Origin of the sequence: Brevibacillus reuszeri (genome assembly GCF_002897295.1) — a bacterium.
Lineage (GTDB): Bacteria > Bacillota > Bacilli > Brevibacillales > Brevibacillaceae > Brevibacillus > Brevibacillus reuszeri_A.
Genome location: NZ_BEXF01000033.1, coordinates 1 through 22785, shown reverse-complemented (window position 1 = coordinate 22785; position 22785 = coordinate 1). Strand labels below are relative to the sequence as shown.

At 51.3% G+C, this 22785-nt stretch carries 38 protein-coding genes; 1 reads left to right on the top strand and 37 read right to left on the bottom strand.

Going from position 1 to position 22785, the window contains the following annotated elements; all coding sequences use genetic code 11:
• Positions 1–2: 2 nt before the first annotated feature.
• From C3B52_RS36925 to C3B52_RS37920, 26 genes are all read right to left on the bottom strand, one after another.
• A complete protein-coding gene (locus tag C3B52_RS36925) occupies positions 3–155 on the bottom strand; it encodes a hypothetical protein (protein WP_164685004.1) in 153 nt (50 codons plus the stop codon).
• A complete protein-coding gene (locus C3B52_RS31270) occupies positions 152–388 on the bottom strand; it encodes a hypothetical protein (RefSeq protein WP_103110249.1) in 237 nt (78 codons plus the stop codon). Before C3B52_RS31270 ends, C3B52_RS36925 begins: the two co-directional genes overlap by 4 nt.
• Positions 388–924: a crossover junction endodeoxyribonuclease RuvC gene (locus C3B52_RS31265; RefSeq protein ID WP_103110248.1), complete on the bottom strand. Its 537-nt coding sequence runs from the start codon at positions 922–924 to the stop codon at positions 388–390. Before C3B52_RS31265 ends, C3B52_RS31270 begins: the two co-directional genes overlap by 1 nt.
• The gene (locus C3B52_RS31260; protein ID WP_103110247.1) at positions 875–1090 is read right to left on the bottom strand and encodes a hypothetical protein; all 216 of its coding nucleotides are present in this window, start codon (positions 1088–1090) and stop codon (positions 875–877) included. Before C3B52_RS31260 ends, C3B52_RS31265 begins: the two co-directional genes overlap by 50 nt.
• Complete coding sequence (locus C3B52_RS31255; protein ID WP_235615913.1) at positions 1090–2058, bottom strand: hypothetical protein; 969 nt, start codon at positions 2056–2058, stop codon at positions 1090–1092. Before C3B52_RS31255 ends, C3B52_RS31260 begins: the two co-directional genes overlap by 1 nt.
• Positions 2059–2118: 60 nt before the next feature.
• Positions 2119–2373: a hypothetical protein gene (locus C3B52_RS31250; RefSeq protein WP_103110245.1), complete on the bottom strand. Its 255-nt coding sequence runs from the start codon at positions 2371–2373 to the stop codon at positions 2119–2121.
• A 194-nt stretch (positions 2374–2567) separates the two neighbouring features.
• Complete coding sequence (locus C3B52_RS31245; RefSeq protein ID WP_103110244.1) at positions 2568–2825, bottom strand: hypothetical protein; 258 nt, start codon at positions 2823–2825, stop codon at positions 2568–2570.
• 46 nt (positions 2826–2871) lie between these two features.
• Complete coding sequence (locus C3B52_RS31240) at positions 2872–3504, bottom strand: 3'-5' exonuclease (protein ID WP_103110243.1); 633 nt, start codon at positions 3502–3504, stop codon at positions 2872–2874.
• Positions 3501–3641 carry a hypothetical protein gene (locus C3B52_RS36920; protein WP_164685003.1) on the bottom strand — a complete coding sequence of 47 codons (141 nt, stop codon included), beginning with the start codon at positions 3639–3641 and terminating at the stop codon, positions 3501–3503. The genes C3B52_RS31240 and C3B52_RS36920 overlap by 4 nt, the downstream gene beginning before the upstream one ends.
• Complete coding sequence (locus C3B52_RS31235; protein WP_103110242.1) at positions 3642–4298, bottom strand: hypothetical protein; 657 nt, start codon at positions 4296–4298, stop codon at positions 3642–3644.
• Positions 4299–5438 (bottom strand): DNA polymerase, encoded by a 1140-nt coding sequence (locus C3B52_RS31230; RefSeq protein WP_103110241.1) that lies wholly within the window; start codon positions 5436–5438, stop codon positions 4299–4301. It lies immediately after the preceding gene.
• Positions 5435–5635: a hypothetical protein gene (locus C3B52_RS31225; protein ID WP_103110240.1), complete on the bottom strand. Its 201-nt coding sequence runs from the start codon at positions 5633–5635 to the stop codon at positions 5435–5437. The genes C3B52_RS31230 and C3B52_RS31225 overlap by 4 nt, the downstream gene beginning before the upstream one ends.
• Before the next feature lie 2 nt (positions 5636–5637).
• Positions 5638–7317: a DNA polymerase gene (locus tag C3B52_RS31220; RefSeq protein WP_235615912.1), complete on the bottom strand. Its 1680-nt coding sequence runs from the start codon at positions 7315–7317 to the stop codon at positions 5638–5640.
• Between the two features lie 116 nt (positions 7318–7433).
• Complete coding sequence (locus C3B52_RS31215) at positions 7434–8858, bottom strand: hypothetical protein (protein ID WP_103110239.1); 1425 nt, start codon at positions 8856–8858, stop codon at positions 7434–7436.
• The gene (locus C3B52_RS31210) at positions 8859–9071 is read right to left on the bottom strand and encodes a hypothetical protein (protein ID WP_103110238.1); all 213 of its coding nucleotides are present in this window, start codon (positions 9069–9071) and stop codon (positions 8859–8861) included.
• Positions 9071–9490, bottom strand: coding sequence for a hypothetical protein (locus C3B52_RS31205; protein ID WP_103110237.1), 420 nt, complete (start codon positions 9488–9490; stop codon positions 9071–9073). The genes C3B52_RS31210 and C3B52_RS31205 overlap by 1 nt, the downstream gene beginning before the upstream one ends.
• Entirely contained in the window at positions 9491–9742 is a 252-nt protein-coding gene (locus C3B52_RS31200; RefSeq protein WP_103110236.1) for a hypothetical protein, read from the bottom strand.
• 30 nt (positions 9743–9772) lie between these two features.
• A complete protein-coding gene (locus tag C3B52_RS31195) occupies positions 9773–10552 on the bottom strand; it encodes a single-stranded DNA-binding protein (RefSeq protein WP_103110235.1) in 780 nt (259 codons plus the stop codon).
• Positions 10553–10912: 360 nt separating this feature from the next.
• Entirely contained in the window at positions 10913–11437 is a 525-nt protein-coding gene (locus C3B52_RS31190) for a hypothetical protein (protein WP_103110234.1), read from the bottom strand.
• The gene (locus C3B52_RS36915; RefSeq protein WP_164685002.1) at positions 11434–11601 is read right to left on the bottom strand and encodes a hypothetical protein; all 168 of its coding nucleotides are present in this window, start codon (positions 11599–11601) and stop codon (positions 11434–11436) included. The genes C3B52_RS31190 and C3B52_RS36915 overlap by 4 nt, the downstream gene beginning before the upstream one ends.
• Before the next feature lie 189 nt (positions 11602–11790).
• Positions 11791–12417, bottom strand: a complete 627-nt coding sequence (locus tag C3B52_RS31185; protein WP_103110233.1) for a hypothetical protein — start codon at positions 12415–12417, stop codon at positions 11791–11793.
• Between the two features lie 276 nt (positions 12418–12693).
• Positions 12694–13665 (bottom strand): toprim domain-containing protein, encoded by a 972-nt coding sequence (locus C3B52_RS31180; RefSeq protein WP_103110232.1) that lies wholly within the window; start codon positions 13663–13665, stop codon positions 12694–12696.
• A gap of 51 nt (positions 13666–13716) precedes the next feature.
• Positions 13717–15057, bottom strand: coding sequence for an AAA family ATPase (locus tag C3B52_RS31175; RefSeq protein WP_103110231.1), 1341 nt, complete (start codon positions 15055–15057; stop codon positions 13717–13719).
• Positions 15058–15060: 3 nt separating this feature from the next.
• Entirely contained in the window at positions 15061–15804 is a 744-nt protein-coding gene (locus tag C3B52_RS31170) for a DNA replication protein (protein WP_103110298.1), read from the bottom strand.
• Positions 15805–15820: 16 nt separating this feature from the next.
• A complete protein-coding gene (locus C3B52_RS38305; protein WP_103110230.1) occupies positions 15821–16234 on the bottom strand; it encodes a GIY-YIG nuclease family protein in 414 nt (137 codons plus the stop codon).
• Positions 16235–16367: 133 nt separating this feature from the next.
• Complete coding sequence (locus C3B52_RS37920; RefSeq protein ID WP_268811914.1) at positions 16368–16502, bottom strand: hypothetical protein; 135 nt, start codon at positions 16500–16502, stop codon at positions 16368–16370.
• 336 nt (positions 16503–16838) lie between these two features.
• Between C3B52_RS37920 and C3B52_RS31160 the strand changes: the two genes are divergently transcribed.
• Positions 16839–17051 carry a helix-turn-helix domain-containing protein gene (locus tag C3B52_RS31160; protein ID WP_103110229.1) on the top strand — a complete coding sequence of 71 codons (213 nt, stop codon included), beginning with the start codon at positions 16839–16841 and terminating at the stop codon, positions 17049–17051.
• Here C3B52_RS31160 and C3B52_RS31155 read toward each other — a convergent pair.
• The 11 genes from C3B52_RS31155 to C3B52_RS31110 form a co-directional block, all read right to left on the bottom strand.
• The gene (locus tag C3B52_RS31155; RefSeq protein WP_103110228.1) at positions 17046–17444 is read right to left on the bottom strand and encodes a hypothetical protein; all 399 of its coding nucleotides are present in this window, start codon (positions 17442–17444) and stop codon (positions 17046–17048) included. The genes C3B52_RS31160 and C3B52_RS31155 overlap by 6 nt on opposite strands.
• Positions 17416–17835, bottom strand: coding sequence for a hypothetical protein (locus C3B52_RS31150; RefSeq protein ID WP_103110227.1), 420 nt, complete (start codon positions 17833–17835; stop codon positions 17416–17418). The genes C3B52_RS31155 and C3B52_RS31150 overlap by 29 nt, the downstream gene beginning before the upstream one ends.
• On the bottom strand, positions 17828–18121 hold the full coding sequence (locus C3B52_RS31145) for a hypothetical protein (protein WP_164685001.1): 294 nt from the start codon (positions 18119–18121) through the stop codon (positions 17828–17830). Before C3B52_RS31145 ends, C3B52_RS31150 begins: the two co-directional genes overlap by 8 nt.
• A gap of 96 nt (positions 18122–18217) precedes the next feature.
• The gene (locus tag C3B52_RS36910) at positions 18218–18397 is read right to left on the bottom strand and encodes a hypothetical protein (protein WP_164685000.1); all 180 of its coding nucleotides are present in this window, start codon (positions 18395–18397) and stop codon (positions 18218–18220) included.
• A 4-nt stretch (positions 18398–18401) separates the two neighbouring features.
• Positions 18402–18527: a hypothetical protein gene (locus C3B52_RS37915; RefSeq protein ID WP_268811913.1), complete on the bottom strand. Its 126-nt coding sequence runs from the start codon at positions 18525–18527 to the stop codon at positions 18402–18404.
• Positions 18527–18958: a hypothetical protein gene (locus C3B52_RS31140; RefSeq protein ID WP_103110225.1), complete on the bottom strand. Its 432-nt coding sequence runs from the start codon at positions 18956–18958 to the stop codon at positions 18527–18529. Before C3B52_RS31140 ends, C3B52_RS37915 begins: the two co-directional genes overlap by 1 nt.
• Positions 18955–19275: a hypothetical protein gene (locus C3B52_RS31135; RefSeq protein WP_103110224.1), complete on the bottom strand. Its 321-nt coding sequence runs from the start codon at positions 19273–19275 to the stop codon at positions 18955–18957. The genes C3B52_RS31140 and C3B52_RS31135 overlap by 4 nt, the downstream gene beginning before the upstream one ends.
• Before the next feature lie 420 nt (positions 19276–19695).
• On the bottom strand, positions 19696–20052 hold the full coding sequence (locus C3B52_RS31130; protein WP_103110223.1) for a BC1872 family protein: 357 nt from the start codon (positions 20050–20052) through the stop codon (positions 19696–19698).
• Positions 20049–20273 carry a hypothetical protein gene (locus C3B52_RS31125; protein WP_103110222.1) on the bottom strand — a complete coding sequence of 75 codons (225 nt, stop codon included), beginning with the start codon at positions 20271–20273 and terminating at the stop codon, positions 20049–20051. Before C3B52_RS31125 ends, C3B52_RS31130 begins: the two co-directional genes overlap by 4 nt.
• Positions 20274–20892: 619 nt before the next feature.
• The gene (locus C3B52_RS31115) at positions 20893–21672 is read right to left on the bottom strand and encodes a ParA family protein (RefSeq protein ID WP_103110220.1); all 780 of its coding nucleotides are present in this window, start codon (positions 21670–21672) and stop codon (positions 20893–20895) included.
• 93 nt (positions 21673–21765) lie between these two features.
• Positions 21766–22617 carry a winged helix-turn-helix transcriptional regulator gene (locus C3B52_RS31110; protein ID WP_103110219.1) on the bottom strand — a complete coding sequence of 284 codons (852 nt, stop codon included), beginning with the start codon at positions 22615–22617 and terminating at the stop codon, positions 21766–21768.
• Positions 22618–22785 lie beyond the last annotated feature (168 nt).

The following is a 22785-nucleotide window of genomic DNA, read 5'->3' as shown; positions in this document are numbered from 1 at the left end:
TGTCATCGCTCCGTTTCGTATTTTTGTATTTGGCGCTCAATCTGCGAGAGTCTGGCGCATAGCCTTGCGATATCTTCGCCCTTGATGCGGAGGGCTTCGGTTATTTGCTCGCGTTCATGGCGCAAGTAGTGGGCGAGGAGTTCATTGCGGCTCATTTGCGGCGCCGTCTATTGCGCTCGATTTTACGTTCAGTCAGTACGTCTGAGATAACGCAAGCTGTGAAGATTATCAAGCCAATCGCCAACATTAACGCAAGTCCGCCCCAAAACGGTAACGTCACCCACCACCACGACCAGTTAATTATGCCGGTCAGTTTAAGCGTTACGAATACGATGCCGAGAAGTCCCATAACGCCGATACCTCCGCCTTGAGTCCCGTTTTTACTCATTACGCAATCCCTCCGTCTATTAGATTTTCGCGTATCAAGTACGCCAGTGTTACCGTAATTGCGTCCGCCTCGTCGCCGTCTTTATTAAGCGGTAAATCCGGTCGGTTGAAGAATATACGCACGGCTTCCGCAATCATCGCCTTATCGTTCCGCTTACCTGGCGAGTCTGTTATCCGCCTTGCCCACGCCTTAACCGTTTGAATGTTGATGTCGTAGATTTCGTAATCCGCGAGGGCGAACTCGGTTACCCCATGGCTTTTGAATATCTGCTTTGTCGGAAGGTTAAACCGCACGATGCCGGCTTCTCGCGGTATCACTCGTTCGATCGGATATTTGCTTATGATCCCCGTTATACCTGCGTGAATCTGACGAAGACGCTCCCCGTCCGATAACTTAGCGTTAGATTTTATAAGTCCGTAATCGACTAACGTCGGTTTCCGATCAGTGACCGATATGATTGCGAATCCTGATTTCGTGAGTGACGTATCAAGTCCGAGGTGTATCGTTGTCTTCGCCAGAATCGACCGCCTCCCCATCGCCGTAGTATCCGCACAGAAACAGGACTACCGCCAGCAATCCGGCAACAATGCGTAGGAATAACGTCGAGTCTCCGAATATTAGCTCCATTACGAAGCCGATGCCGAGCGAAACAGCACCGCCGAGTCCGACGAATAGTAAACCGGTCGCAATCCGTCCTAACATTAAGCAGCGCCTCCATTTCGTAGTTCCATAATTTCCGCCAATACTCTGGCCGCATATTGCTTCTTAAAGTCCGGCATTCTCGATCGCTGGATCGCGCTAACCTCACGCTCAATCTCCACAAGCTCATCCGCAGTAAGTGATTTCGATATGGCGCGTTTGAAATCGTTGAATAGCCAGCGCTCAATATCGAGTTTCGGCGCGTTGCCCGTTTCGGCTGCCGTTACGATATCCGCGAAGTGGTCTAGGACTTCGTTGCGCATATCGTCCGTAATGTAGACGCCGTATGCCGCGATATCCGGATTCTTCGCGAAGTCTTCCTCCGTCATATTCCACGACTTCTTTGCGCCGTTTACGTAGATGATGACGTAGATGTCAACGTCGTACATGATCGAGTAGCATACGCATTGCTTAACGTGGTCCTCCTTCGGTCCGTTGCGCTTCGAGTAGGCCGACGTCATGGCTGATGTTGTCTGCTTCGATTTGATCTCGAGGCCTACGCGCAGCACTTCACCGTCTTCGGAAACGTAGCGCATGATGCCGTCGCCGGTTCCGTATAGCGCGAATTTCTTGCCGCGATGTTCGATAATAACGCTTTTCTTGGCGAAGTCTTCAAACATCGGCTCGCCGCGGTCATTGCGTTCGAATGAGAACGTGTTCGGAATTGCCAGCGTATCCATGTGCTTCTCCGCAAATAAGATATCGCGCTGCAGCATGTCCCCGATTGCCGTTCCCAACCGGACCCAACGGCCTTGGTGCGGTGGCCTTACGCCAGACTCACGTTTAGCTCCGCGCATCTTTTCGTACAGTCCGCGTGGGTCAGCGTTGGCCGATGACGGTGAGAAGTACGGAATGCCTCGCGGCGGCCATACTTTGCGTGACTTATCCGATAAGATGTCGCTATACCATTTGTGTATCTGCGCGTCGAGTGCGTCGTCGTACACTTCGGGCGCCGAATGCCATGCGTTCAAGAAGTCCGTAAAGTCTTGCGCTATTTTATCCGCGATTGATTGCGTCAGTTAAACCGCCTCCTAATAAATTTCGTACTGGTAATCATAGAGTCCGAGCCCACCTTCAGAAGTAACGTAGGCAATCGCGTAGCAACTGACAGCGTACCCGGGACTATCGAATCCACCACAGTACACATACTCGCATGGGATTCCGAAGGTTTTCTTTATAACGTGCACAGCGTACTCCACCGCCTCGTAACCCCGCTTATCCATGCCGCTCTCCGCCGCCGCGATCGCTTCCGATATCTTAGCGTAAACCTGCTCTTTATTCGCCATTACGCCAAACCTCCTTCGTTAAAGTTTAATATTCATACATTGTGGAAATACTGGTACTAAGGTAAGAGAGTCGGCCGACCCTCAACTACATACCTACACGAATGATGGTGCGCACCACGGTATTTTCTTTGGACCATACCTAAGGGAAGTGAATATTTAGCTGGAAACCGACGGGTTTCTGGCTATTCGTGCTGCTATTTATCGTTTTCGTTAACAAACACGTATTCCAACGCCTCGCCGCGCTTGCCGGCCTCGTACGCCAATTTGACCGCGTCGGCAATGCTGTATGCTCCGTTAAGATCGCGGAAGAATACCGCATCCTCCGGCTCGCCTGCGCGGATATCGACGTACACACTCCGTCCAGTATCGTCAGTCACCTTTACCTCGATCGAACCTTTACCGCAATACTCGTCGTAATCCTCACCGATATCGTGCGTCTCTACGATTTTCATTCCGCGTCATCTCCTTCGTTTATTTATCCGCGATTGACTGCGTCAGTTAAACCGCCTCCTTCGTTTTCTTAATAGTCCGTACGATCGCGCCTGGCGGTACGTATTTAAGCGGTCGCTCATCCGAATCGATAACAACATTCCGATAGCTGATTCCGTTAGTCTCGGCTTTCTCGCGTAGTTTCGCGTAAACCTGTAGCGTAGCCTCTACGTCATTCATAGCGCGATGATGTCCGTTTAGTTCGATATTGTAGCGCGGACATACGTCTTTGAGACTTGCGCTTTCGTCCGGATCGACTAGACGAGCTAATGCGCGAGTGCATACGAACTTCGGTACATCTACAACTGGGTCTATAAAAGAAATGTCGAACGGAGCATTATGCGCGACGACTGTCGTACCAAACGCAAAAGAGTGCAAAGTAACGAGAGCATCTGTTTTACGTGGAGCTCCGCGCAAATCCTCTGTCTTAATTCCGGTCAACTCCGTAATTTCGGGCGGAATCTCTACGCCTGGCGGCAGCGCAACGAACGTTTGGAACCGGCCAATTTCGCGATAAGCAAGGCCGGGCGTGTCCGTAATGATTTCCGCGCGGATGGCGGCGATTTCCGTAATGTGGTCGGTCGCTGGATCGAGGCCGGTCGTTTCGATATCGATAACAGTTACGATTTCAGGTGCGATCATACTTCGTCCTCCTCTTCGTCTTCGTCCGCGTACGGCTCCCACCCGCAGGAACAACCGTGGTCGCCATATTCGTCCGCGAGTACCGTGATTCTGCGCCGGCACTGCGGACATGTATACGCTGCTGTTTCGCGTTCCATTTATGCGGCATCCTTCGCGACACGATACGGAAGCACAATCGCATCAATCTCGTTTTCCTCGTCGCGGAGTACGATCGGACTCATTGCGCCGGTAATTCCGATAATGACGCGCTGGCTACCGGCGTCCTTAAATACGTTGAGCGCGCTAAGCAGGTATTCGGCGTTAAACGTAATGTCCGCGTAAGGACCAAATTGGTCCGCCGTAATCATCGCGGAATAGGAAACGTTGGCCTCCGCGCTATTGACCGTCAATTTTACACCGCTCGCTGCCGAGTCCAGCCGCGCTACATACGTTTTATCGCCGGACAACTTCGCGGTTTCGAGCGCCACTTTTACGCGGGCGATTGCGTCTTTGATGCCGGAAAGAAATCCCGTATTAATCAACGTAACTTGCGTCGGAAGTTCTTGCGGAATGATTCGCGAGGTGTCCGGAAACACTCCGTCAATAACTGCGCCGGTTTTCGCGTGTGACGTAAATTCCTCCGTAAAGTTATGCACGCCGCCGATTCGGAGTAGCGAGTGCCGGTCCGTGCAAACAACGGAACCGTCTGCGGAGTAATGCACGCCCTGTAACACCGGAGTTGCTTCGGATTTCGTCGTAAAGTGCTTCGCGTGCTTCATAATCAATTCGAGTTTCTTCGCCTGTGTAATCGCCATTTATGCGGCCTCCCCGTATTTATTCGCAAACTCCGGCAGCGGCCGGTTATTCGCGTAATCCCATTCGCTCGCTGCGTATTCTTGCATCCAGCGCGGCTCAATTACAATGTCCGTAACTAGCGGCACGTTTAACGTCACCGTCTTCGTCATGATGTCGTCAATTAGCGCGATCGTCTCGGGCGTAAGGTCTTCGTTCGGGACCGAATCCTTAATCTCGTCGTGAATGGACGCGTTAAATTCCCATCCGCGTTCTCTGCAGACTTGAGCGTTACGGTTTCCGTTCATCTTAAGGATGTCGGCACCGGTTCCTTGAATGACCGCGTTAAAGGCTGCGCGCTCCCAATACCCGATAAGACCGCGTTTAGCTGCGAGTATGTCGATTTCGTCCTGAATTGCGGTTAGTTTCGCGTCTAATTTCGGATCGCGCACAAACTCCGCTGTCTTTACGTCCATTTTGTATCCGTCTAGTAATCCGAGTTTTTGGCGCAATGCTTTCCGCTCGATATAAAGCCGGATTAACCGTTGCTCATTCTTGGCTTGCGCCGCCGCCACGCTCTTATAATCCGGAAATCGGCGCTTGCGGCCGTACAACGTCTCGACGTATCCGTTAATCCGCATGAAGTCGCGAATGTCCGCAACCATCTGTTTAAAACTCGGAAACGTCCGCTCAAAGTTTTCGAAGAACATATGCGCAACTTCATCCGTCACGTTCATTTTCTTCGCAAACGATTTCGGCGATTGGTCGTACGATACCGCAAGCTGGCCGGTCTTCATCATCTTCCGCGGCTGGAACGTGCCGGTCGGATCATACGCCTTGTCGACGCAATACTCTTCCGCCAGGCCGAACGTCATCATCGCCATCGTCGTATAGAGGTCGACGCCGTCTACGAAGATTTGACGCATGGAGTTATCGCCGTAACGGGTGTACATGATGTGAGCCATAATACGCGGTTCAATCTGACCGAGGTCAGCTCCGATAAACGTAAAGCCTTCGCGTGGTACGAATTGATTACGGACGCGATTGCCTGCGCCTTTTGATGGCATGTTCTGCAGATTCGTGCCTTTCGGTACCTTGCGATCATCAGCGATTAGTTTGCGTACGATTGCGTGATAATTGGCGTCGGTTATTACAAGACTCATTCTGACTCAATCCCGTTTTTAATCAGTAGGTTTAGTATGTCACCCTGAGTCAGTTCGATAATTGCGTAGCTGTCACGTTTAGACTTACTAATCCATTGAATCAGACCGCGCCTTGCTCTATCTTTAGTCCGGTAAACCGACTGACCACTAGTGACTATTTCCCCACTGACTTTTTCAACTATGATAAAATAACCCACGCTTATCCCTCCGTTTCAAATTCACGTAGTATATCGATCGGCCGGCCGCTATATCCCGCGGAACTATACCGCCCTGTCTCCGTACCGCCCGCCTTGAACTCGGAATGTAGACGTCCGTCTCCTTCGAGCGCATCCGGAATCTTCTTCACGTACGTATTCAGCAATTTCACGTACGCCGCAACGGTTGCCAGCGGTTTTAGCGCTTCTTCCTCTTCGTAATAAACTTCGAGGATCTCCGCAGCCGTCGACCGCGCCTTGCCGCGCTTAAACTGACCGGTACGATCACGAATGCCGAGGTAATCGTAAATCAGATACGCGAGGTGGTTTCCGTTCGTTATCGTAAATTCTTCTACGAATAACGGCGCGTGCTCCTCGTCTGCCGGCGCCAATTCCCGCGCTTCCGTCTGCAGCTCCGCAAGCCTAGCGACCGCACTCGTATATTTCTTGAGCGTTGTTTTGCCAGCCGTCTCGCATTCCGCGATAATAGCGCGCTGTTTCTCCTGCGCCTCTTTATTCCGCGCGATTCGTTTACGCTGCGCCTCAATCCACGCCTCGACCTTCTTCGCGTTGAGCGTACGGTCCATCTTCCGAACGAAGTCCGCGTCGATCTTGTACGAATCAACAACGTCCTGGCGCGCCTTTTCGAGTAACGGCGTGAACTCCGCCTCTAGCTCCGCAAGTCCGTCGAGATCCACAACGAAACCGCATCGCGCCATGAATACGTCCGTTTCCGGCAACTTCGAGTCAATGAGCGCATAGCATTCGAGCAGCTTGCCCGCACCACTTGCGGACGGTGCCTTCGCCATTTGAGCGAATTGCCATTCCGTTAGTTTCCATCCGTACAGAACGTCCTTAATCGCGTAGATGCCGACCAATTCGACGCTGAACGGAGCTGGCGACCGGTTGCCGAACATGTCTTCGAACGTGTAAATCGGACCGTTAATGCCGAAGTGGGCGCCGTATTTCGCAATTAGCGGTTTGAGACCGAACGACTCCTCGTGCTCATTTAGCGAGTTCATGGCATCCAGCGAGTCCCATACGCAGCCGCGGATCTCGTATCCGTCTTTAATCGCAACGTGAAGGTCATAACGCGCCGATCCCATGTGAAACGACTTGCCGTGCGCCTGGCTCGATAAATACGGTTGAATGGCCGCCAGCACTTTCGAACGTGTGAGTTGCTTGTCGCCTGCCTTAAACGCACACGTATCGTCAAGGAAATCGAAGCCGTCCTCGCCGCGCATATCAACGTGACCATACGGAAGATAGTAGCCTTCGTCTAATAACGGCAGCCATATCGAAAAGCCAATCGATAGGTCGATATACGTATCTACGCCGGTACCCTCGAAGTCGCCCGCAGTCAGCGTCTCAACGCCGAGTATGCGCCAGCGGTCCGTCCATTCCGCCATTTGCCGCCGACATTCCGTTCTCACACGCTCGATGAACGCCGGTAATTCCGCATCGTCCGTCAGTATATGGAAGTTGGCCGGCTTCGACCGTAATGTCTCCGCGATTCTTTCCGCGCGTTCACTCTGCTTCCTTTCCGCAAGTAGGCGCGATCCTGCTGCAGTTACGTCTGCCTTCGAAATCTGTCCGCCACCGGACCGGAGACTGCCTGTCTCTCCGGTCTTGACGGATTCCTTAACGATATCTACGAGTTGGCGCTCGCGATCCGTTAATTTCATTTGGCTGACGCGCTCGATCGCGTCCTCTAACGATTCTGATGCGTCTATCTTCCGCTTGGCTGCCGCTTTGACAGCTTCGCGTGATGCGCTGTCGTCCGGACGGTTAAGCGAAAGTTTTATTTCGATGTGGATGCGCCCCCTTCCGCGCGGTCAAAGCGCTGTTCGACCGGTACGATGAGTTTTGCACCTTCAACGTAAACGACGTTGTATCTTCCGTTTGGTAGACGTAGGCCGAGGAGTTCGCCCTCTCTGCCGACATCTTCAACTTTTCCGTATATCTGCTCTCCTCTGCCGGAGTACTGCTTGGCCTCGACGATATCACCGCGCTTATACTCGCCGACCTTCCGGTCGATCGCCGCCCACTTCGCTTCCTCTTCGATGCGTGCGACTTCCTCTGCGCTGACCTTTTCGATATTCTTTGCGTCGATATATCCGTTGCCGCCATACGTGATTCTCTTGACTGCGAAATCAAAGATCCGACTCGTTCCTTCCGTAATCTTAACGATATGACCTACGCGATGCTCGTGATTATCACGGATAACCTTTGCGTAATCACCTACGTTAAACGCCGGCTTCGGATTCGTCGCCTCTTCGTATTCCTCACGCGATACCTTGCGGAGTGCGTCGGCGTTGCAGTAAGCACTGTACCCGCGCTGTTCGGAAAGCGATATCTCTAACGCGTAAGGGCCTTCGGTCAGCGTTGGCCGCACTTTTACGTAAGCCCCGCGATAACCTCCGCTAAGGTACCCGTCAGCGTCCGATTTAACTACCGCATAACCGCCGTCCGCAAACTCTCCGATATTCTTCGTACGTTCAAGCGCCTTTTTAGCGGCTTCGACTTCGGCTTCGGTGGCGCGGATCAGACTTTCCGGATCAGCCCACGGGTTTCCGCGGTAGTCGTATCCATCTACTCGTTCGCACTTGTAGCGACTATCCGATTCTCTGACGATGCTAACGATGTCCCCGTCTTTACCTCCGAAAAAGCTACGGTGAGAACTGCCGACAACCTTCGCATACTCTCCGACTTTTAAGCGCTCCGGCTGCGGTACTGGTTCGGCGGGCCTGGCGACATTTACCGGTTCGAGGACGACGTATTCCTCTAACGCGATAACACGTTCCCCTAAAGAATCGACTCGGACGTAACCGTCGGACTGACGTACACTACTCGTAACGAATACGTCTCCGACGACGTACCGATCCTCGTTGGGCCAGCGCTTGATGATCTTAATCCGTTCACCCACTTGCGCCACACGCTTAACCTCGCGATACTCAACCGCAGCAGGCTCCGTCACCTTTTCGTAGACTTCGAATTTTTCTTCGTAAAGATAGTACTTATCACCGTCCTCGTCCGTGATTTGCGGGTCTCCGTCTCTATCCACGTTCTTCACCTCATAAAATGCGCCATTGACAACGTAGCTCGGCGCGTGCGCATCCGTAATCTTAACGATATCGCCCGCCTGCGCCTTACGCTCAACCTTGCGGTATTTAGCGCCCTCAACTTCGACCTCATTACTCGGAACTACTACGCTCAATTTCGCCATTTAATCGATCTCCCCTCGGATATTAATCGTTCCCATTGCGTCGAATACTCGTTCTTCTGCGTACTTGATTGCGCAGTCCATTCCGTAGTTAGCGTGAACGTATCCACCAGCGTCATCAATCCGCTTAACCTCGTCGCCGGCGTAGATTTCGCGGCGGCAATACGCACACTCTGCGACAACGGCCGGCTCGTCTGGCGGTGCGAAACGGTCCATTACGCGCTCTCCTTGGCGGCAAACCGCGACCGGTCTAACGCGATAGGGAGTTCGACCCAACGTTCGGAAGCGCGCGCCTCTGACGCCCAATACTCGCCGAGCAGACGATTCTCGAACATGTAAACGCGCGGTGCTTCGCCCTCGACCGCCCACACGCCAATGATATAATCAGCGTCGGCTCGATCGTAGGCCGTTCCGTTCCCTTTCTTCGCGTAGACAACGAGGTCGCCGTTACGGTCCTCACGCTGCCTAATCGTTTTAACTTGAATCTTCGTAAACTCACCGGTCAATGGGTCCGTCGCGAGGATATCGTATGCCTCCGCCGTTCTTGATTCGTGTACGCGCCATCCATTCGCCAGGAGCGCCACCTGCGCCACTAATTCCGAGTACTTTCCCACGATTTCACTTGCGTGCGCCATTCATTCGTCCCCTTCCGGTATAAATACGATATCGATTTCGGTCGGCTCATCCGGCGGCATTTCAGCGGCGCCGAACGCGGTTGATTCCGCAGGTTCGACGCTCACCGCTATGCTGACCGTAAACAGTCCGTGTTCTTGCGTTAGATTCGTCAGGAACTTCGAAAGATAGGCGCCCGTTTGCGGCAGCTTCTTCGCGTCCCTAACGTTGAGTAAGACGGTAACATTGCGCATTTCTGGTCCTGCTACGTCCATGTATGCCGCCTCCTTTCGGTTGATTGCGTGTTAGAACGGTAAGTCAGAGTCCGCAATGTCGAGCGGTCCGTCGTCGTCAATCGGCGTTACGTTATCGTTGGATTGCGTCTTCGATTGCGTAGTCTCGCCTGGCAATACGGACTTATCGATATGATCCGGATCGGCTTCGTTAAGCAGCGCGATAATATCGTCCTCTTCGCGGAAATTGGCGAGCTCTTCGTAAGGGAACGCGAATCCTACGAACTGCGCGGCCTCTGCCGGTACGTCTGCGTCACCCGATTCGAGAGAATACGATTTGCCGTCGGAGGTCTTCCCGATCTTGATGACGTCGCCCACGATCGAATATTCCTTGTTGAACTTCTTCGCGGCCTTCTCGAGTTTGTCGTAGTCGCCGATAAGGTTATTCGCGTGGAACTCTTTGACGTCCAGAACACGCCAAGTCATATACTCGAGGTCAAACACCGGAATCATAAAGTAGAGTTTCCGCTTTGCCTTCGCTTTGCACGAGATGCATGCGCCGCCGCTCGGCTTTTGATATGCGGTAAAACTGGCACCTACTTGTTTCGGAGAGTGGAGACACGTGTGTTTTCTGACGTAAGTTGCGCGAGTTGCGAAATCTCCATCCTCGTGGCAATAGTAGAAGAACCAGTTATCTGGGTCCGCGAGCATAGCGAATTGGCGGCCGTCTTTGAGTTCTGCACCAAGTCGGACATATCGCGTTACGCCTTCCGGTAATCCGTCATTCAGTCCGTTACCTTTCGGGGCGCTGCGTTCTTCCTCACGCTTTTTCAGTTGGTCGCGAATGGACATTCAATCACGTTCCTTTTCGTTTAATTTGTTGAGCGGCCTGTTGCTCGGTACTCACGGAGATTATTAGTCCCGCCGGCCGGGAATCCGCAGCCGCTCGTAGCGGAGAATATTTACGGAAGGATTGCGCCTGTTTACGTGTCGACCCGCAACTCGACGGCTTACTTTCCTTCCGCTTGGGCACGTCTTTCCTGCGCCCGTGACGCGGTAATAGCGTTACTTTCCGCGAATAATAGTGCCGGACTCGTACGCATAGGTTGCGATCCTCCTACGTGCGGATTACTCCGACTATTCTCGGCGACCGGGATATCCCCGATCCTTCACGTTATTACCGCGTAGCCGACGCAGGAACATCGGCATTATTCAAACGATGTACGCCGCGACTGCTTTCGCAATCTTCCGTTTTTCATGGCGTATCTTTTCAATATCTTCGTTTAATTGCGTCAGATATTCGTCAATTGCGGCAATACGAGCCTGCATCGCCAGCTTAACGGACTGACTACGCGTTTTCTCGGCGCGTAATAAGCAGGCCGCGCGCTCAACGTTAAGCTCTAGCCGCGAGAGTTGATTGCGCTTGACGGTGGCGGATTCTTTGCGTTCGATCTTGCGCAGCTCACGGTTAACGACGTTCTCGACTTTCGTGCGGATTGATGCCGCGGTGTAGTCGCTTGGGTACAACGTAATAACTGTGTCCGTGTCTTCCTCCAGGATAAACGTTATATGATTCTTCGCGAACAACCGAGAAGGGCGCCCTTCTTCCGATACAATGTTCGCAATGAAACGGGCTTTGCGCAGATTTGAACGTATCCATTCCTCCGCAACTTTACGATTAACGCGGAAGTCCTTAACGGCTTCGTCGATCGCGTGAGCACTTACCGAGATTTTCATCCGACGCGCACCCCTTTCAACGTGAGTTCTGGCGTGTAGTAGTCCGCGATATCTTCGTGTTCTTCGATGCCTCCGTTGTAGAGTGCGTCGATGATGCGTGTATTTTTCGAATTATTTTTCGGAGAAAACGAAACCTTTCCCGTTGTTAGCCGTATTGTAGTCATATAGTTAGCCTCCGTTAGGTTTTTGGGCGTATTTAAAGAAGCGTTTGACAAGCACTCAATTTCTGAGTAAAATAGTAAACGTCGAGGTATACTATTGGAATTTTTAGGTAAGTATTATACATAAGAGCATTATGTGGTATAATGTAATTGAGAACGACTCTCATGCCTGAAAAGCCGTTCTCACTTTGGTTAAACTGCCAAGTAATCGCGATGACTCCCAAAACGATTGGCGTCGTAGTGGCGAGCTAACTTGCGAAGCTTGCGTTTAACGTACTCGTGGTGCATTCCTAGCGCTTTGGAGAGCGCCGTGATGGAGTCGTATTCACGGAACTGTGATGCAATTAGTTTTGTTTCACAGTCGACCTTGGACGGGTCATTTACAAGAGAGTCGATCAGTTGGAGCTGGTCGGCTCTTTTTTTATTCTCAATAAAAGTTAATTCTGCGGAGAGTTCGCTGATGATCTCACATATTGGAGTATGTGATCCATCCTCATTCTCGCGGGATTCGTCTACCGTAAGGCTGTACCTTTTCTGTCGGCGTCCGTTATTCCTGCCGATCTTGAGTCTTCCTACGTTCAGCGCTCTTGAGAATGTCTTCCCGAAGTCCTGGATATCATCTCTCTGACACAATTTGAGGAAAGTGTCATCGAAGTAAGTATCCGCGTCATGCTCGTCCCCTTTTCGAAGTGAAATCGTTTGAGTACGGTGCCATCTCCGGAAAGTGTTTACTGCTTCATCGTATAACTCGCGTAAAGTATGATCGCAACGATTAGCGTAGTAAGTATCGGCTTTGATATTCAGTTGTGTTATTTCCAAATCCATCTCTCCTTTACTCTTTATACTTATATGTTCCCTCTCAAGTGCATCTCGCACATTAAAATGAAAAATATGCTAAAATTATTTTGAACAAAATTTCTAACACTGACTTGGAGGAGCGCACAATGGTACTCGTTGCCGTGCGCTGCCGTATCTCCGATCTGGCGTCGAACCGGTTGACCTTTACGTTTGGAAATGGCGGTAGCGCTACCCGTAGGAACTGGGCTTTCGTTCCTGCGCAGGCAGCTTGTCCACGATCCTACACGGTGACTTCCATTATATAGCACGCTTTGATATATTGTCGATAGAAATTGCATTTTTGTAACCAGTTTTTACCGCCGAAAGTCCCTTTAATTTTGCCAACTCATTTGCATCTTTCGCGTAACTCGGTACAATTGCGCACTTCAATCGGACTACTCCGCGCAAATCCGCCACCACTCGATTACGCCACGATTTCCCAGCCGCATCCACATCGCGTATAATCACGATCTCCTCGATCGGTGACCTCGCTATCATATCGCGCTTGCCGGCGTTCCAGGACGTCGCGCCACCGGTTGCGATCGCGGGTATTCCCGCCGACATCAACGTCATAGCGTCGACCTCCGCCTCCACTAGCGCCACCTTACGCAGCCGCCTCGCATATACGACGTCGATTCCGTATAGCATTTCGCGGATTGGTCGTCCGCCTCGTTCGTACCAGAAGACCTTCGTATCCACGCGCCTATACTTAATCGCTCCGAGACTTCCGTCCGGATTGAACCACGGTATGACTACGGCGTGACGATCGCGGTCGAATCCGATACGCATGAGGCGCTGGACCGGTTCGCTAATGCTGCGCTCGCCTAAATATGGATGGCGCCATTTATAGCGGTCGAGAATCGCGCTATCGAGCGGTCGGTACCGTCGCGCCGTCTCCTGCGTGAGTTTCAGCGGCTTAAGCTGCGGGAGCGAGTCGGAATTTGTTTCCGATGAGTTGTACTTATCGCGCAAATACTCAAGCGTTTCGGCCGTCGTCTCGTTACGTAGGAATGCGAGCAGCTTAACGATGCCGCCGCGTGCCCATTCCGGATCTCGTGCGCCAGGATCGCCCCAGTAACCGGCTTTAGCGTCGTCTGTGTCCGCTGTGTAAACGTAGAATGATGGCGTGCGGTCGTAGCGGAACGGTGATACGGCGATCAAGCGGTCATGCGTCCAGGTTGCGCGCTCCCATTCGAAGAGTTCGAGTTCGGCGCGTACGTCGATTTCCATGCGATTTCCCTCCCTTATATAGCTATACGAATGTTGTCCGAAATCACACGCTTAGAACGAAAATTGTTGTGCGGCAGCTTGTCCGGTTTCGAACTCGCGCACGATACCGTAATTAGGAAGGAATACGATTTCGATTTGCGTATCTTCACCACCACTTCGGCCCTTACCCAGTTCCAACAAGCCCCGCCCGTCCTGCGCTAGTGTGTCGATCCCAATAAGTAATGACGCGTCTTCTAATATCGCCTTACTCTTTTTCACGTCCGCACGTTTAGGCGGCTTTAACTCGCGAATCCCGTCCGTCTTTTCCGACGCATCTTCCTCCGCCTGGGTTATAACGTGGATGACTGCGCCGGTAGCTCCAGCAATCCTTCGCAATGCAACGGATGTAGCCGCAATGTCTCCGCCAGCTACGCGCGACGTATTCGCCTCGAAGTCCATATAATAGATCGGATCGATTACGACGACATCCGCTTTTGTCCGCCGAATATCCGCCTCCAGCTCGCGAATTGTACGGACGCTAAAATCCGCATCGTCTACCGCACGAAGCGTTATATTACCCGCGAGCGTGTCCGGCAGCGTAGTCGCAAATGTGCGCAATCCTTCTTCGAACTCTGACGACAGGTTACCGGTTAATAGCGCGCGGTTCTCGAAGCCGGCTTCGTATTTAGCTCCGTCTATCATCGCGGTAACCAGACCCTGGCGCGCTGACAACGATGAGTATGCGCGAGCTAACCACTCATAGCGCGACATCTCCATCGCCCATACGAGAACATTTGCGCCTTGAGCTGCCGATTCGATTCCGTCCTCCATCGTTACAACGGACTTACCACGACCAGACCGGCCGAACCATGCGTAAACGTTGCCACTGATGTAACCGCCTCCGATCGCTTTATTTATAGACGGAAACTTACTCCGCCAAATTTTGAATGATTCACCTTTGCGGCGCTTTTCGTACTCCTCCATAAACGCCGTTGCCGATTCCTTAACGTTAATTCCCTTTTGGCAACGAACACTTGTTCCTAGTTTAATGGATTCGAGTTTCGTCTGCAAGGTAGTAATTACCGTTTCTGTGTCTGCCGAATTGTATAACGACGGGAGTTCTTTGTTAATAACCTCGCTTAATCGCCGTTTTCCTTCCTTTTCCTTTATTTCTCGCGCAAGATATTCAAATGAGTCCGTAACCTCGGGGATGTAGTAAAAATCCGGAAATTTGTCGACGATCGTTGCGTAGCTCGGCGGGTTGCCCCCGTTTTCCTTCGCATAATCGAGCATGAACTTTACAACGCTACTCTCAAGCGGTGTCGCGAAGCTCTCCGGCTCGATGCCGAACTCCTTAAACGCAGCTACGTTATTCTCGTCGATTACTTTCGATACAAATAGTTCGCAAGTCATTCGCTATCTCCGCCCCCTTTTCGATTTGCCCACGAAATGAACCTCACCGCACATGTCGCGTATACGGTCCGCTATCCTGGCGTCAAACAGCCGAAGCATCTCCGCCATCGGAATATTCGACGTATATATCGTCGGCAGTCCGCTAACCACACGCCGATTGATAACGGAATGGAGATCCGCACGGAAAGCGTCAGTTGCGTCACGCACTCCGATGTCATCCGCAATTAGAAACGGAACGGACTCCGCGATTCTCATCGTTCGATAATAGCGTGCGGCGGCCGGCTCTGCCGTTTCGCGCGGCACCATCGGTCGTGAGAATGCGTTATAGTCGCGTTGGAATTCGTTGACGTCCCAGAAGAAGGTCGGACGTTCTAGCGGAGTCTCGCCGCGCTGCAGACATCCGATATAGTGTGCGGTCAGATATTCGTTAAGAAGGGCGGCCGCTGTCGTCGTCTTGCCGGTTCCAGGCTCCGCGCTATACAGATACAGCGATTTGATGCGATCGCCCGTCTTAAACGTGTCGACGTATTTGTCAACGACGGTGTAAGCCGCCGCTTGTCCGGTGCGTGCTGGCGAGTTGTTAACGGTAAGGTGCCGGTATTCTGACGGCAGGCCCGCCGCCCCTACTCGTCCGCCATCGCCGGCGTAACCGTGCATCGCGACATATGACGGACACATCCGATTACACTTATCCGTATCGGCGAGCGTACAGGGTCCGCTTAAGATACAATTTGCGCTGTGATTAATCGCAACCGCCTCCCTTTTATAGTTTAAACCCTTCCATATACTTATCACATGTTTCCTGAAATTGCTCTCGCCGTTTGTTCCAAAGAGGATTATACTTCGGATTGAATTTTTCTGATTGATAAGTGAACACCTTGTCCCAGTTAAGAGGTGGCTTAAGACTGTTTATCTGAAATGTCTCGTAAATCTCCCTTTGCACAGGACAGTCAACGTACACAAATGACACATAAATAAAATTATGCTTAATGTCATCGGTCCCTTCACACCCTCTAATATGCTGGCTGATTCTCTGCTTTAGGCCGGATGCTTTTCCGAGATACATTAATTCATACTGAGCATTGTAAAAATAATATAGACCAGGTCGTTTAGGGATCGACAGGTATTCCCCCACTTCTAAATACTCGACATCACATTTTGGAACCTTAATGTTCATCAACCGTTACCGCCTCCGTCCGTGACGCGTAGGTAATTTCGCAACCACATGCGCCGTAGTGGTTTGTTGTCGTGGGATAATTCCGCCAGGAACAGGAATATGCGCGCTGGACATTCGATAAAATCTACGACTTTCATTTGCGTTCCACCTTTACCATTAGGATTATTGCGGCCATATACGCGGACAGACGCTTCTGCCGGTACTGATTCCGTGTACTCACCGCGGCTTTCTTCTCTGCGAAGTCAATTCGGTCGATTAACGTTTTCATTACGTATCTCCTTTAACGCGAAATAACCTCGCGCTGCCCTGCCGTTTTGGAGGTCGGCAAAGCTGTCGCCGGATCTGCGTAAGAGGTACGCCGGGTCCGTGATCGTTTTAAGCGGAGGTTTTGGTACGTGGGCGGACGTTGAGGGTGTCCGCGAGTAATGCGAGGGTTGGCGCTGATGGCCGAAGAGGTAATGGACAAATGTTACGCTATGACGTATCTAATATTCGTCTTTATGGACTTATAGTACATTATGGAAGAATAATAGTCAACTAGTAGGTATAAAATAAATACAAGTTGATGTATACTAAGTCCAGAAACACGTAGGAGGAGTTCAGGATGTTAATACCATCGTATAAGCCATTAGACATAACACTAATCAAACGAGACAAGATCCGGAAGAATCTACGCGAAGAGGCCGGGATTTCCGGAACTACCCTCGCCAAGATGTCGAACCGCGAATTTGTTTCGCTCTCAGTCATCGCACGCATTTGCGAATACCTGGACTGCCGCATAGAAGACGTTGTCGAGTTCGTAGACGACGCGTTATAACCAATCGACCAACTCGCTAATACTTGGCGCCTCGCTCTCCGCAGCCAGGCGCCTTTTGGCCGCCTCCATTTCCGCCAGCACACGCGGCATTATGCGCGGGAGCATATACGTCAGCAGAAAGCCGGCCGTTAATTGCGGATAGTCAGCGCTCGGCCGATATTCAGCGAAGGCGCGCTCGATCGTTTCGCGTACAGCCTCCGCGCCGTATTCGTTGAGCGCGCGTTTGATTACGCCTTGTTCGTATGTCCATGATCGCGGCACGTATTTCTCGACCGCAAACTTCTCTGCGTTCATATCGATAATCATCGCGTGTACTGTCGCCGTATTCCAATGCTCGAGCGGCAGGTTGCGCCAGTCCTTGCGCTCATCGGCCGTTATTTTCTTGCGTGGCATCGAGCAGCGCCTCCTTTGCGCGTCTAATGTCAGAATCGAGAGCCGCGGACATCTTCTGTTTAATGAGGGCGCCACGTTCAATTGCGCCAACTATTCCGCGAAGTGCTTCGACCAGGCTTTCGTTCTCTTCCGCGTAGCCTGCGCACTCTCCGTTCAACTCCGCGTTAATTAAGTTCGCATCCTTCGCCTCTTTGCGCCAGTAATCGCGAGCCATCCGCAGCCTTTCGAGTTCCTGGACGGCGTCAATTGCGCCCTCTGATTCGTGCTGAATGAACGCCTGTAACCGTGCAATTTCCGTCTGTGCCTCGCGATACTTGTCCTCAAGCGGACTGTACATGACGCAATAGAAGCACCATTCCCCTTCGATATGGCATACGCACATATTACTCATCCTCGCCCACCTCCGGCACAATTTTATCGATCTGATGGCACACATACCGGCGCCGATAATCGCATTTATAATCCGTCTCGTTCGGCAGTATCAGTCCGATTGTCTCGCGTAATAATTCGATGAGCGCTCCGACTTGTTCTTCGGCCGCCATTGCCCTACGGATAGATTCCGGCCAGCCTTCGCGTGCTTCTGCGCAGAATACCGCATCACACTCCCGTTCGAATTTCGCAATTAGATCGCAGCCTTCTTCCGTGAGCCTGTCGTATTCCTCTACGTGCACGCCCACATTAATCCATACGTCACTACTTGCCGCCTCGCATATCGACAGGTCTGCTGCAAGGTCACGCTTATTTTCCGTTGTCATTCCGTTTACACCTCCGATTTACATTAATGGTACTGCGTACAGAATTGCGATTAGTACTATCGGCCACACGAACACGCACACAGCGAATTCCTCTAGCGTGATCGGCGTAATCATCCACGTTACAAATGCGGTAGCCAGTCCGCCGACTACATACGCAAGCAAGAAACTGTTCAATATCCGCTCAAGCACCGACTTCACACGCTCACCCTTTCCGCCCGTAATACCGCAATATCCCGTCAACCGTCCGCAGCTCAAGCGCGGCGTCTAATTGGCGCTCGATTTCCTGCGCGATCGCTGCGACTTCATTACGTTGTTGTTCCGTTGTCATTATGCACTCACCTCCTCGTATTTGCGTCCTGTCTGTTGTTCGAACACGCGTATGGTCATATATCGCTTATACGCGTCCTGCGCCGCTCGTGCTTTTGAAATAGACGCGCCAACCCGGAGACATTCCGCGATAAACTCGTAATCCGTATCACGATGCGGTATGCCCGTTGTTTGTAACCGCCAGTGTACGAGTTCATGGAGTAGCGTCCGTTCAACGTCTTCCGGCGTGCGCTCCGCATTCCGGCGTACTGACATACGGATTTCTTGGCGGCTATGATCCGCGCGCCAGAAATAGCGGCCGTTGTAAGCTCGCCAAGGCCGATCGACTAGCGTTAGCGTACCTGCGTAATCAATGCCCCAATGCTTGCGCGCCAATTCGTTAGCGATCGTCATTAATCGTTCCTGTTCCGCAATTAATTCCGATTTCTTCATTCCGCAGGCGCCTCCCGTTCCTCAATTACGTATATCTTCCCGCGCTGCTCAACGATTTCGTATTTCGTCGCGTCGATAACGTGGCCTGGGCGGAGTGTGACTTCGTGGCGCGTGTATGTGTCAGCGGCTTCGTGCGCTACCCACGTCATGCACCCAAAGAACACGGCGGCAACTATAAACGTGACTACTCCCTTACTATCGGCCGACAGTGACCACAACATCGCCAGAAACCACGCAACTATTGTTAATATGAAGCCGAGCACGAAGAACACTCGCGAAACTGCATCGAATCCTGTTTCAGTGTAAAGTACATCCATCTAACGTTCACCCTTTCCGCAAGAAATGCATGTAATCGTATTCGTCTAACTCTTTGCGCGTATTGCATTTCATACATCCGACGATGTACATCAACGCAAGGTCGATACTCAATCTGCTACTTTTGAGGGCGATACGCGTGTCAATTAGCCGCCAATCATGTGAGCATACCGGCTTCTTCCAGAACATTTACACCGTTCACTCTCCCTTAACTTCAATATCTCGCTCAAATTCGAACTCTTTACCTGAACAAATCGGACAAATACGCGCCTCTGTCTCGTCCGGAAAGTGGCCGTGCTCTATTGCAAAGCAGTATTCGCAGGTGTCACATTTGTATAGGGCCATTCCATTGATTTGCGGCATTTACCGTTCACTCCTTCGTAATTTTTCGCCTTATATATCTATACGGAAGCCGCGCGGAATCACACGGCCGGAGATAATAAATTCGCAAATATGGCCGCAAGACATATCGCTTCTGTCTCCGAACTGGACACCGCGTACTCGTTCTCACCTACGCCAGTCTCCGCAATCCAACGCGCCCATACTTCCGCACGACATTGATCGCCCATGTACGAAACCTCTCCGTATATTCCGTTATGTGAGAGCGCCGCCCACGCTGCGGCAATGTCTTCGGTATAGCGCGGAATTAATATGCGCACTCCATTCGGCTCATAGAACGCACCGTACGTCTCATATCCGAACACAACCTCCGCCACCCATGCGTCACGTTCGCGTGGAGTCAGCGTTTCCCACTTTGCGATAATTTGGTCGCGGTTCAAAACATCGCCTCCTCTGCGGTCCATTTATTTCGTTGAACATTGCCCCTACCAGTTTTTGTTTTACAGGTTCGGCAAAGCGGCTGCCTCCCGCACGACATGCTTTGCTTTCTTTGAAAATCAGTCAACGCCTTCACATCGCCACACTTCGTACATGCCTTTGCGTCAACCTCCGCGCCATCAACCATTATCTTGACGAGTTCTACACGTTTACCTCTCGCCATCATATCGCCTCCTTTTTAATACGCTCACCTTATACGTTCCCGTCCGACCGGGATTCGCACACTTTTGCGTAAATTAATTTCGCCTCTACCGTTACTGCTCTCCTCTCGCAGCCGACTTCGCACATCTTTCGCGAAATTATTTCCGCTTACAAACGTTTTGACACCGCGGTTGTCCGAACCGTACACCTCTGCGCAAAAAAATAACGCCCGTCTCCGACCAAACAAAGGAGATGAGCGTTATATGAAGCGTTATTTAATTCGTCCGAGACTTCGATAGTACTGTTCGAATAATGCGTTCGCTATTTTAGTCATGTCACCGCGCCGTCCGTTTTTAATGTCCTCGTTAATCAATTTCGCGAGGTCATTCCGTATATAGAACGCTTTTGTCGTATGAGTCTCGTTTATACCTTTTTTTGGCTCAGCGACGGGTATTGACGCAAGATTAACGTTTACACTTGCGTGAGTGTTGACGCTAGTGTCTTCATTATTATCTGTGCTAGTATTAATGTTAGGGTTAGTATATTCGTTATTGTCTGCGCTTCCTACCGGCTCGATAAAGTGGTCGTATACGCTCTTATCTGGTTCTGTTGACTTTACCATCAACCGTTTGTATTTGTCTTCAGCCTTCGACACGCTGCATCAGCTCCTTTAAGAAATCGCGATATTGAGATACCGCTTGGTTGATTTCGTTGTTGTTTTCAAATCCGGTGATAGCCAGGCGACCGGCTGCAGCGTTCCGTGTTAGTACGGAATCGAAGCACAGCTCGCCGTACGTTTCTTTGACCTGGCCGATCAAGAATTTATTATCGGACCTACGCGAATCGATTAGTCCCCGCAATATTCCGGCGACTACCATATTCGGAGACACACGTTCCTTAACGTGCCAACACGTTTCGAGAAATCGGCCGAGCGCGGAATAGCAGAATTTACTCGCTTCAAACATCGCCACCACGTAATCGGACGCCGCCAATGCGTTAATTGTCTGATCGCCAAGCGCCGGAGGCATGTCGATAACTATGTAATCGTAATTGTCACGGACGGTTGCGAGAGTCTTCGCGAGGATCAGCGATCGGTCGTTAATTGCCTTCGCACGGAAATCGCTATAAAGCCAGCGCGAGAACGTCGCGAGCAAATCTTCCGCCGCAATTAAGTGCAAATTGTCGGTGACCTGGTAAACGTAGCCGGACGCGTTCTGCGCTTGCATCGCTTCGAGTATCGTCTTTCCGCGGAACTCTACGACATCGCGACCGGTCAGCAACTCCGTCAAATTACCTTGCGAGTCCAAGTCGACCGCCAACACGCGATAATCTTGCGACAATAAGTACGATACGATTCCGCTTGTGGTCGTCTTAGAGCTGCCGCCCTTCTGGATGCCAAACGATATTATTTTCGCTGTCATAAGTATTAAACACATCCCTATGGATATAATTAGCATTATGATAACGCAAAGGCTAGCCACAAGTCAATGCTAGCATTAAAACTAGCGTTAGCGTTAACCCCATACCTTGCGTAAATAATCGTCAAGCAAGTAATCGCAAAGCACACGGTAGAAGTAGCCGCCAAGTCCGTCATCGCTCGAATTGCGGATCTTGCGCTGTTTATATTGGCGTACGACATCGCGCCAGGCTTGTCCGATCGTTTCCCACGAAGCATTCGTCATATCAACGCAGCTCTTCTTAATCGCAACGCATGCGGTTTTCCAACGCGCAGCAATAACGTCAGGCGATCCGTCGTAATACGGCTTCATGAGCGTGATAAATTCCGTTGGAACCGATTTTAAAACGTCATCAACGTCCGGCTCGTTATTATCGATTTTTATCGAATTGGTTTTATCTTTTAATGTTTTATGTGAGTTTGTATCTAAGTTCTTATGTACTTGCGGCTGACTCGCGGAAACCTCGGCCTGGCGAGGCATCTCGGCCAATTTTTCGGACTCGAGCGGTGATTCATTCGCGGATTCATTCGCCGGTTCAACGGCCGCTAATTCCGCGCCTGTAAACTCGCGATTGATAACGTATACGCTATGCGTTTGGCCGCCGCGTTTAGTATGTATCGTATGATGAACGGTTAGGATGCCGGTTTCCTTTAGCGCTTTGATCGCGCGGTTAACCGACGAAAGGGATACGCCGGCTTTACGTGCGATTTCCTCTCGATAGAGCCAGCAGACGCCGACGAAACGCTTGGCGTGGAGTTTAATCGTATTGAGGACGGATTCGGCTGCGGAAGTGAGTTCGTAGACGGAAACGAAGCGCTTGACCACGGCGTTCATTTCGTCCACGTTTGTGAACGATTGATATTCGGAGAAAGACTGCCAATATGCGGATGCGGACTTAAATTTAAACATATAAAAACGCTCCTCTTTGGATACCGATACTTGTCCAAATTTGAGCGCGCTAAAGTCTTCCGTTTTCACTAGTTATGTGATATACTTGTCCCATAACTTAATGATTTACGGAAGTCCTTACTTTGCGCTTCGATCTCATGAAAACCTTTAAGTGATAAACTTTGGTCG

Bases quoted from the DNA above. Each gene is read 5' to 3' on its own strand.
- C3B52_RS36925 (WP_164685004.1), bottom strand. From the start codon at position 155: ATGAGCCGCAATGAACTCCTCGCCCACTACTTGCGCCATGAACGCGAG.
- C3B52_RS31270 (WP_103110249.1), bottom strand. From the start codon at position 388: ATGAGTAAAAACGGGACTCAAGGCGGAGGTATCGGCGTTATGGGACTT.
- C3B52_RS31265 (WP_103110248.1), bottom strand. From the start codon at position 924: ATGGGGAGGCGGTCGATTCTGGCGAAGACAACGATACACCTCGGACTT.
- C3B52_RS31260 (WP_103110247.1), bottom strand. From the start codon at position 1,090: ATGTTAGGACGGATTGCGACCGGTTTACTATTCGTCGGACTCGGCGGT.
- C3B52_RS31250 (WP_103110245.1), bottom strand. From the start codon at position 2,373: ATGGCGAATAAAGAGCAGGTTTACGCTAAGATATCGGAAGCGATCGCG.
- C3B52_RS31245 (WP_103110244.1), bottom strand. From the start codon at position 2,825: ATGAAAATCGTAGAGACGCACGATATCGGTGAGGATTACGACGAGTAT.
- C3B52_RS31240 (WP_103110243.1), bottom strand. From the start codon at position 3,504: ATGATCGCACCTGAAATCGTAACTGTTATCGATATCGAAACGACCGGC.
- C3B52_RS36920 (WP_164685003.1), bottom strand. From the start codon at position 3,641: ATGGAACGCGAAACAGCAGCGTATACATGTCCGCAGTGCCGGCGCAGA.
- C3B52_RS31235 (WP_103110242.1), bottom strand. From the start codon at position 4,298: ATGGCGATTACACAGGCGAAGAAACTCGAATTGATTATGAAGCACGCG.
- C3B52_RS31230 (WP_103110241.1), bottom strand. From the start codon at position 5,438: ATGAGTCTTGTAATAACCGACGCCAATTATCACGCAATCGTACGCAAA.
- C3B52_RS31220 (WP_235615912.1), bottom strand. From the start codon at position 7,317: ATGAAATTAACGGATCGCGAGCGCCAACTCGTAGATATCGTTAAGGAA.
- C3B52_RS31215 (WP_103110239.1), bottom strand. From the start codon at position 8,858: ATGGCGAAATTGAGCGTAGTAGTTCCGAGTAATGAGGTCGAAGTTGAG.
- C3B52_RS31210 (WP_103110238.1), bottom strand. From the start codon at position 9,071: ATGGACCGTTTCGCACCGCCAGACGAGCCGGCCGTTGTCGCAGAGTGT.
- C3B52_RS31205 (WP_103110237.1), bottom strand. From the start codon at position 9,490: ATGGCGCACGCAAGTGAAATCGTGGGAAAGTACTCGGAATTAGTGGCG.
- C3B52_RS31200 (WP_103110236.1), bottom strand. From the start codon at position 9,742: ATGGACGTAGCAGGACCAGAAATGCGCAATGTTACCGTCTTACTCAAC.
- C3B52_RS31195 (WP_103110235.1), bottom strand. From the start codon at position 10,552: ATGTCCATTCGCGACCAACTGAAAAAGCGTGAGGAAGAACGCAGCGCC.
- C3B52_RS31190 (WP_103110234.1), bottom strand. From the start codon at position 11,437: ATGAAAATCTCGGTAAGTGCTCACGCGATCGACGAAGCCGTTAAGGAC.
- C3B52_RS36915 (WP_164685002.1), bottom strand. From the start codon at position 11,601: ATGACTACAATACGGCTAACAACGGGAAAGGTTTCGTTTTCTCCGAAA.
- C3B52_RS31180 (WP_103110232.1), bottom strand. From the start codon at position 13,665: ATGGAAATCGACGTACGCGCCGAACTCGAACTCTTCGAATGGGAGCGC.
- C3B52_RS31175 (WP_103110231.1), bottom strand. From the start codon at position 15,057: ATGACTTGCGAACTATTTGTATCGAAAGTAATCGACGAGAATAACGTA.
- C3B52_RS38305 (WP_103110230.1), bottom strand. From the start codon at position 16,234: ATGAACATTAAGGTTCCAAAATGTGATGTCGAGTATTTAGAAGTGGGG.
- C3B52_RS37920 (WP_268811914.1), bottom strand. From the start codon at position 16,502: ATGAAAACGTTAATCGACCGAATTGACTTCGCAGAGAAGAAAGCCGCG.
- C3B52_RS31160 (WP_103110229.1), top strand. From the start codon at position 16,839: ATGTTAATACCATCGTATAAGCCATTAGACATAACACTAATCAAACGA.
- C3B52_RS31155 (WP_103110228.1), bottom strand. From the start codon at position 17,444: ATGCCACGCAAGAAAATAACGGCCGATGAGCGCAAGGACTGGCGCAAC.
- C3B52_RS31150 (WP_103110227.1), bottom strand. From the start codon at position 17,835: ATGAGTAATATGTGCGTATGCCATATCGAAGGGGAATGGTGCTTCTAT.
- C3B52_RS37915 (WP_268811913.1), bottom strand. From the start codon at position 18,527: ATGACAACGGAACAACAACGTAATGAAGTCGCAGCGATCGCGCAGGAA.
- C3B52_RS31140 (WP_103110225.1), bottom strand. From the start codon at position 18,958: ATGAAGAAATCGGAATTAATTGCGGAACAGGAACGATTAATGACGATC.
- C3B52_RS31135 (WP_103110224.1), bottom strand. From the start codon at position 19,275: ATGGATGTACTTTACACTGAAACAGGATTCGATGCAGTTTCGCGAGTG.
- C3B52_RS31125 (WP_103110222.1), bottom strand. From the start codon at position 20,273: ATGGCGAGAGGTAAACGTGTAGAACTCGTCAAGATAATGGTTGATGGC.
- C3B52_RS31115 (WP_103110220.1), bottom strand. From the start codon at position 21,672: ATGACAGCGAAAATAATATCGTTTGGCATCCAGAAGGGCGGCAGCTCT.
- C3B52_RS31110 (WP_103110219.1), bottom strand. From the start codon at position 22,617: ATGTTTAAATTTAAGTCCGCATCCGCATATTGGCAGTCTTTCTCCGAA.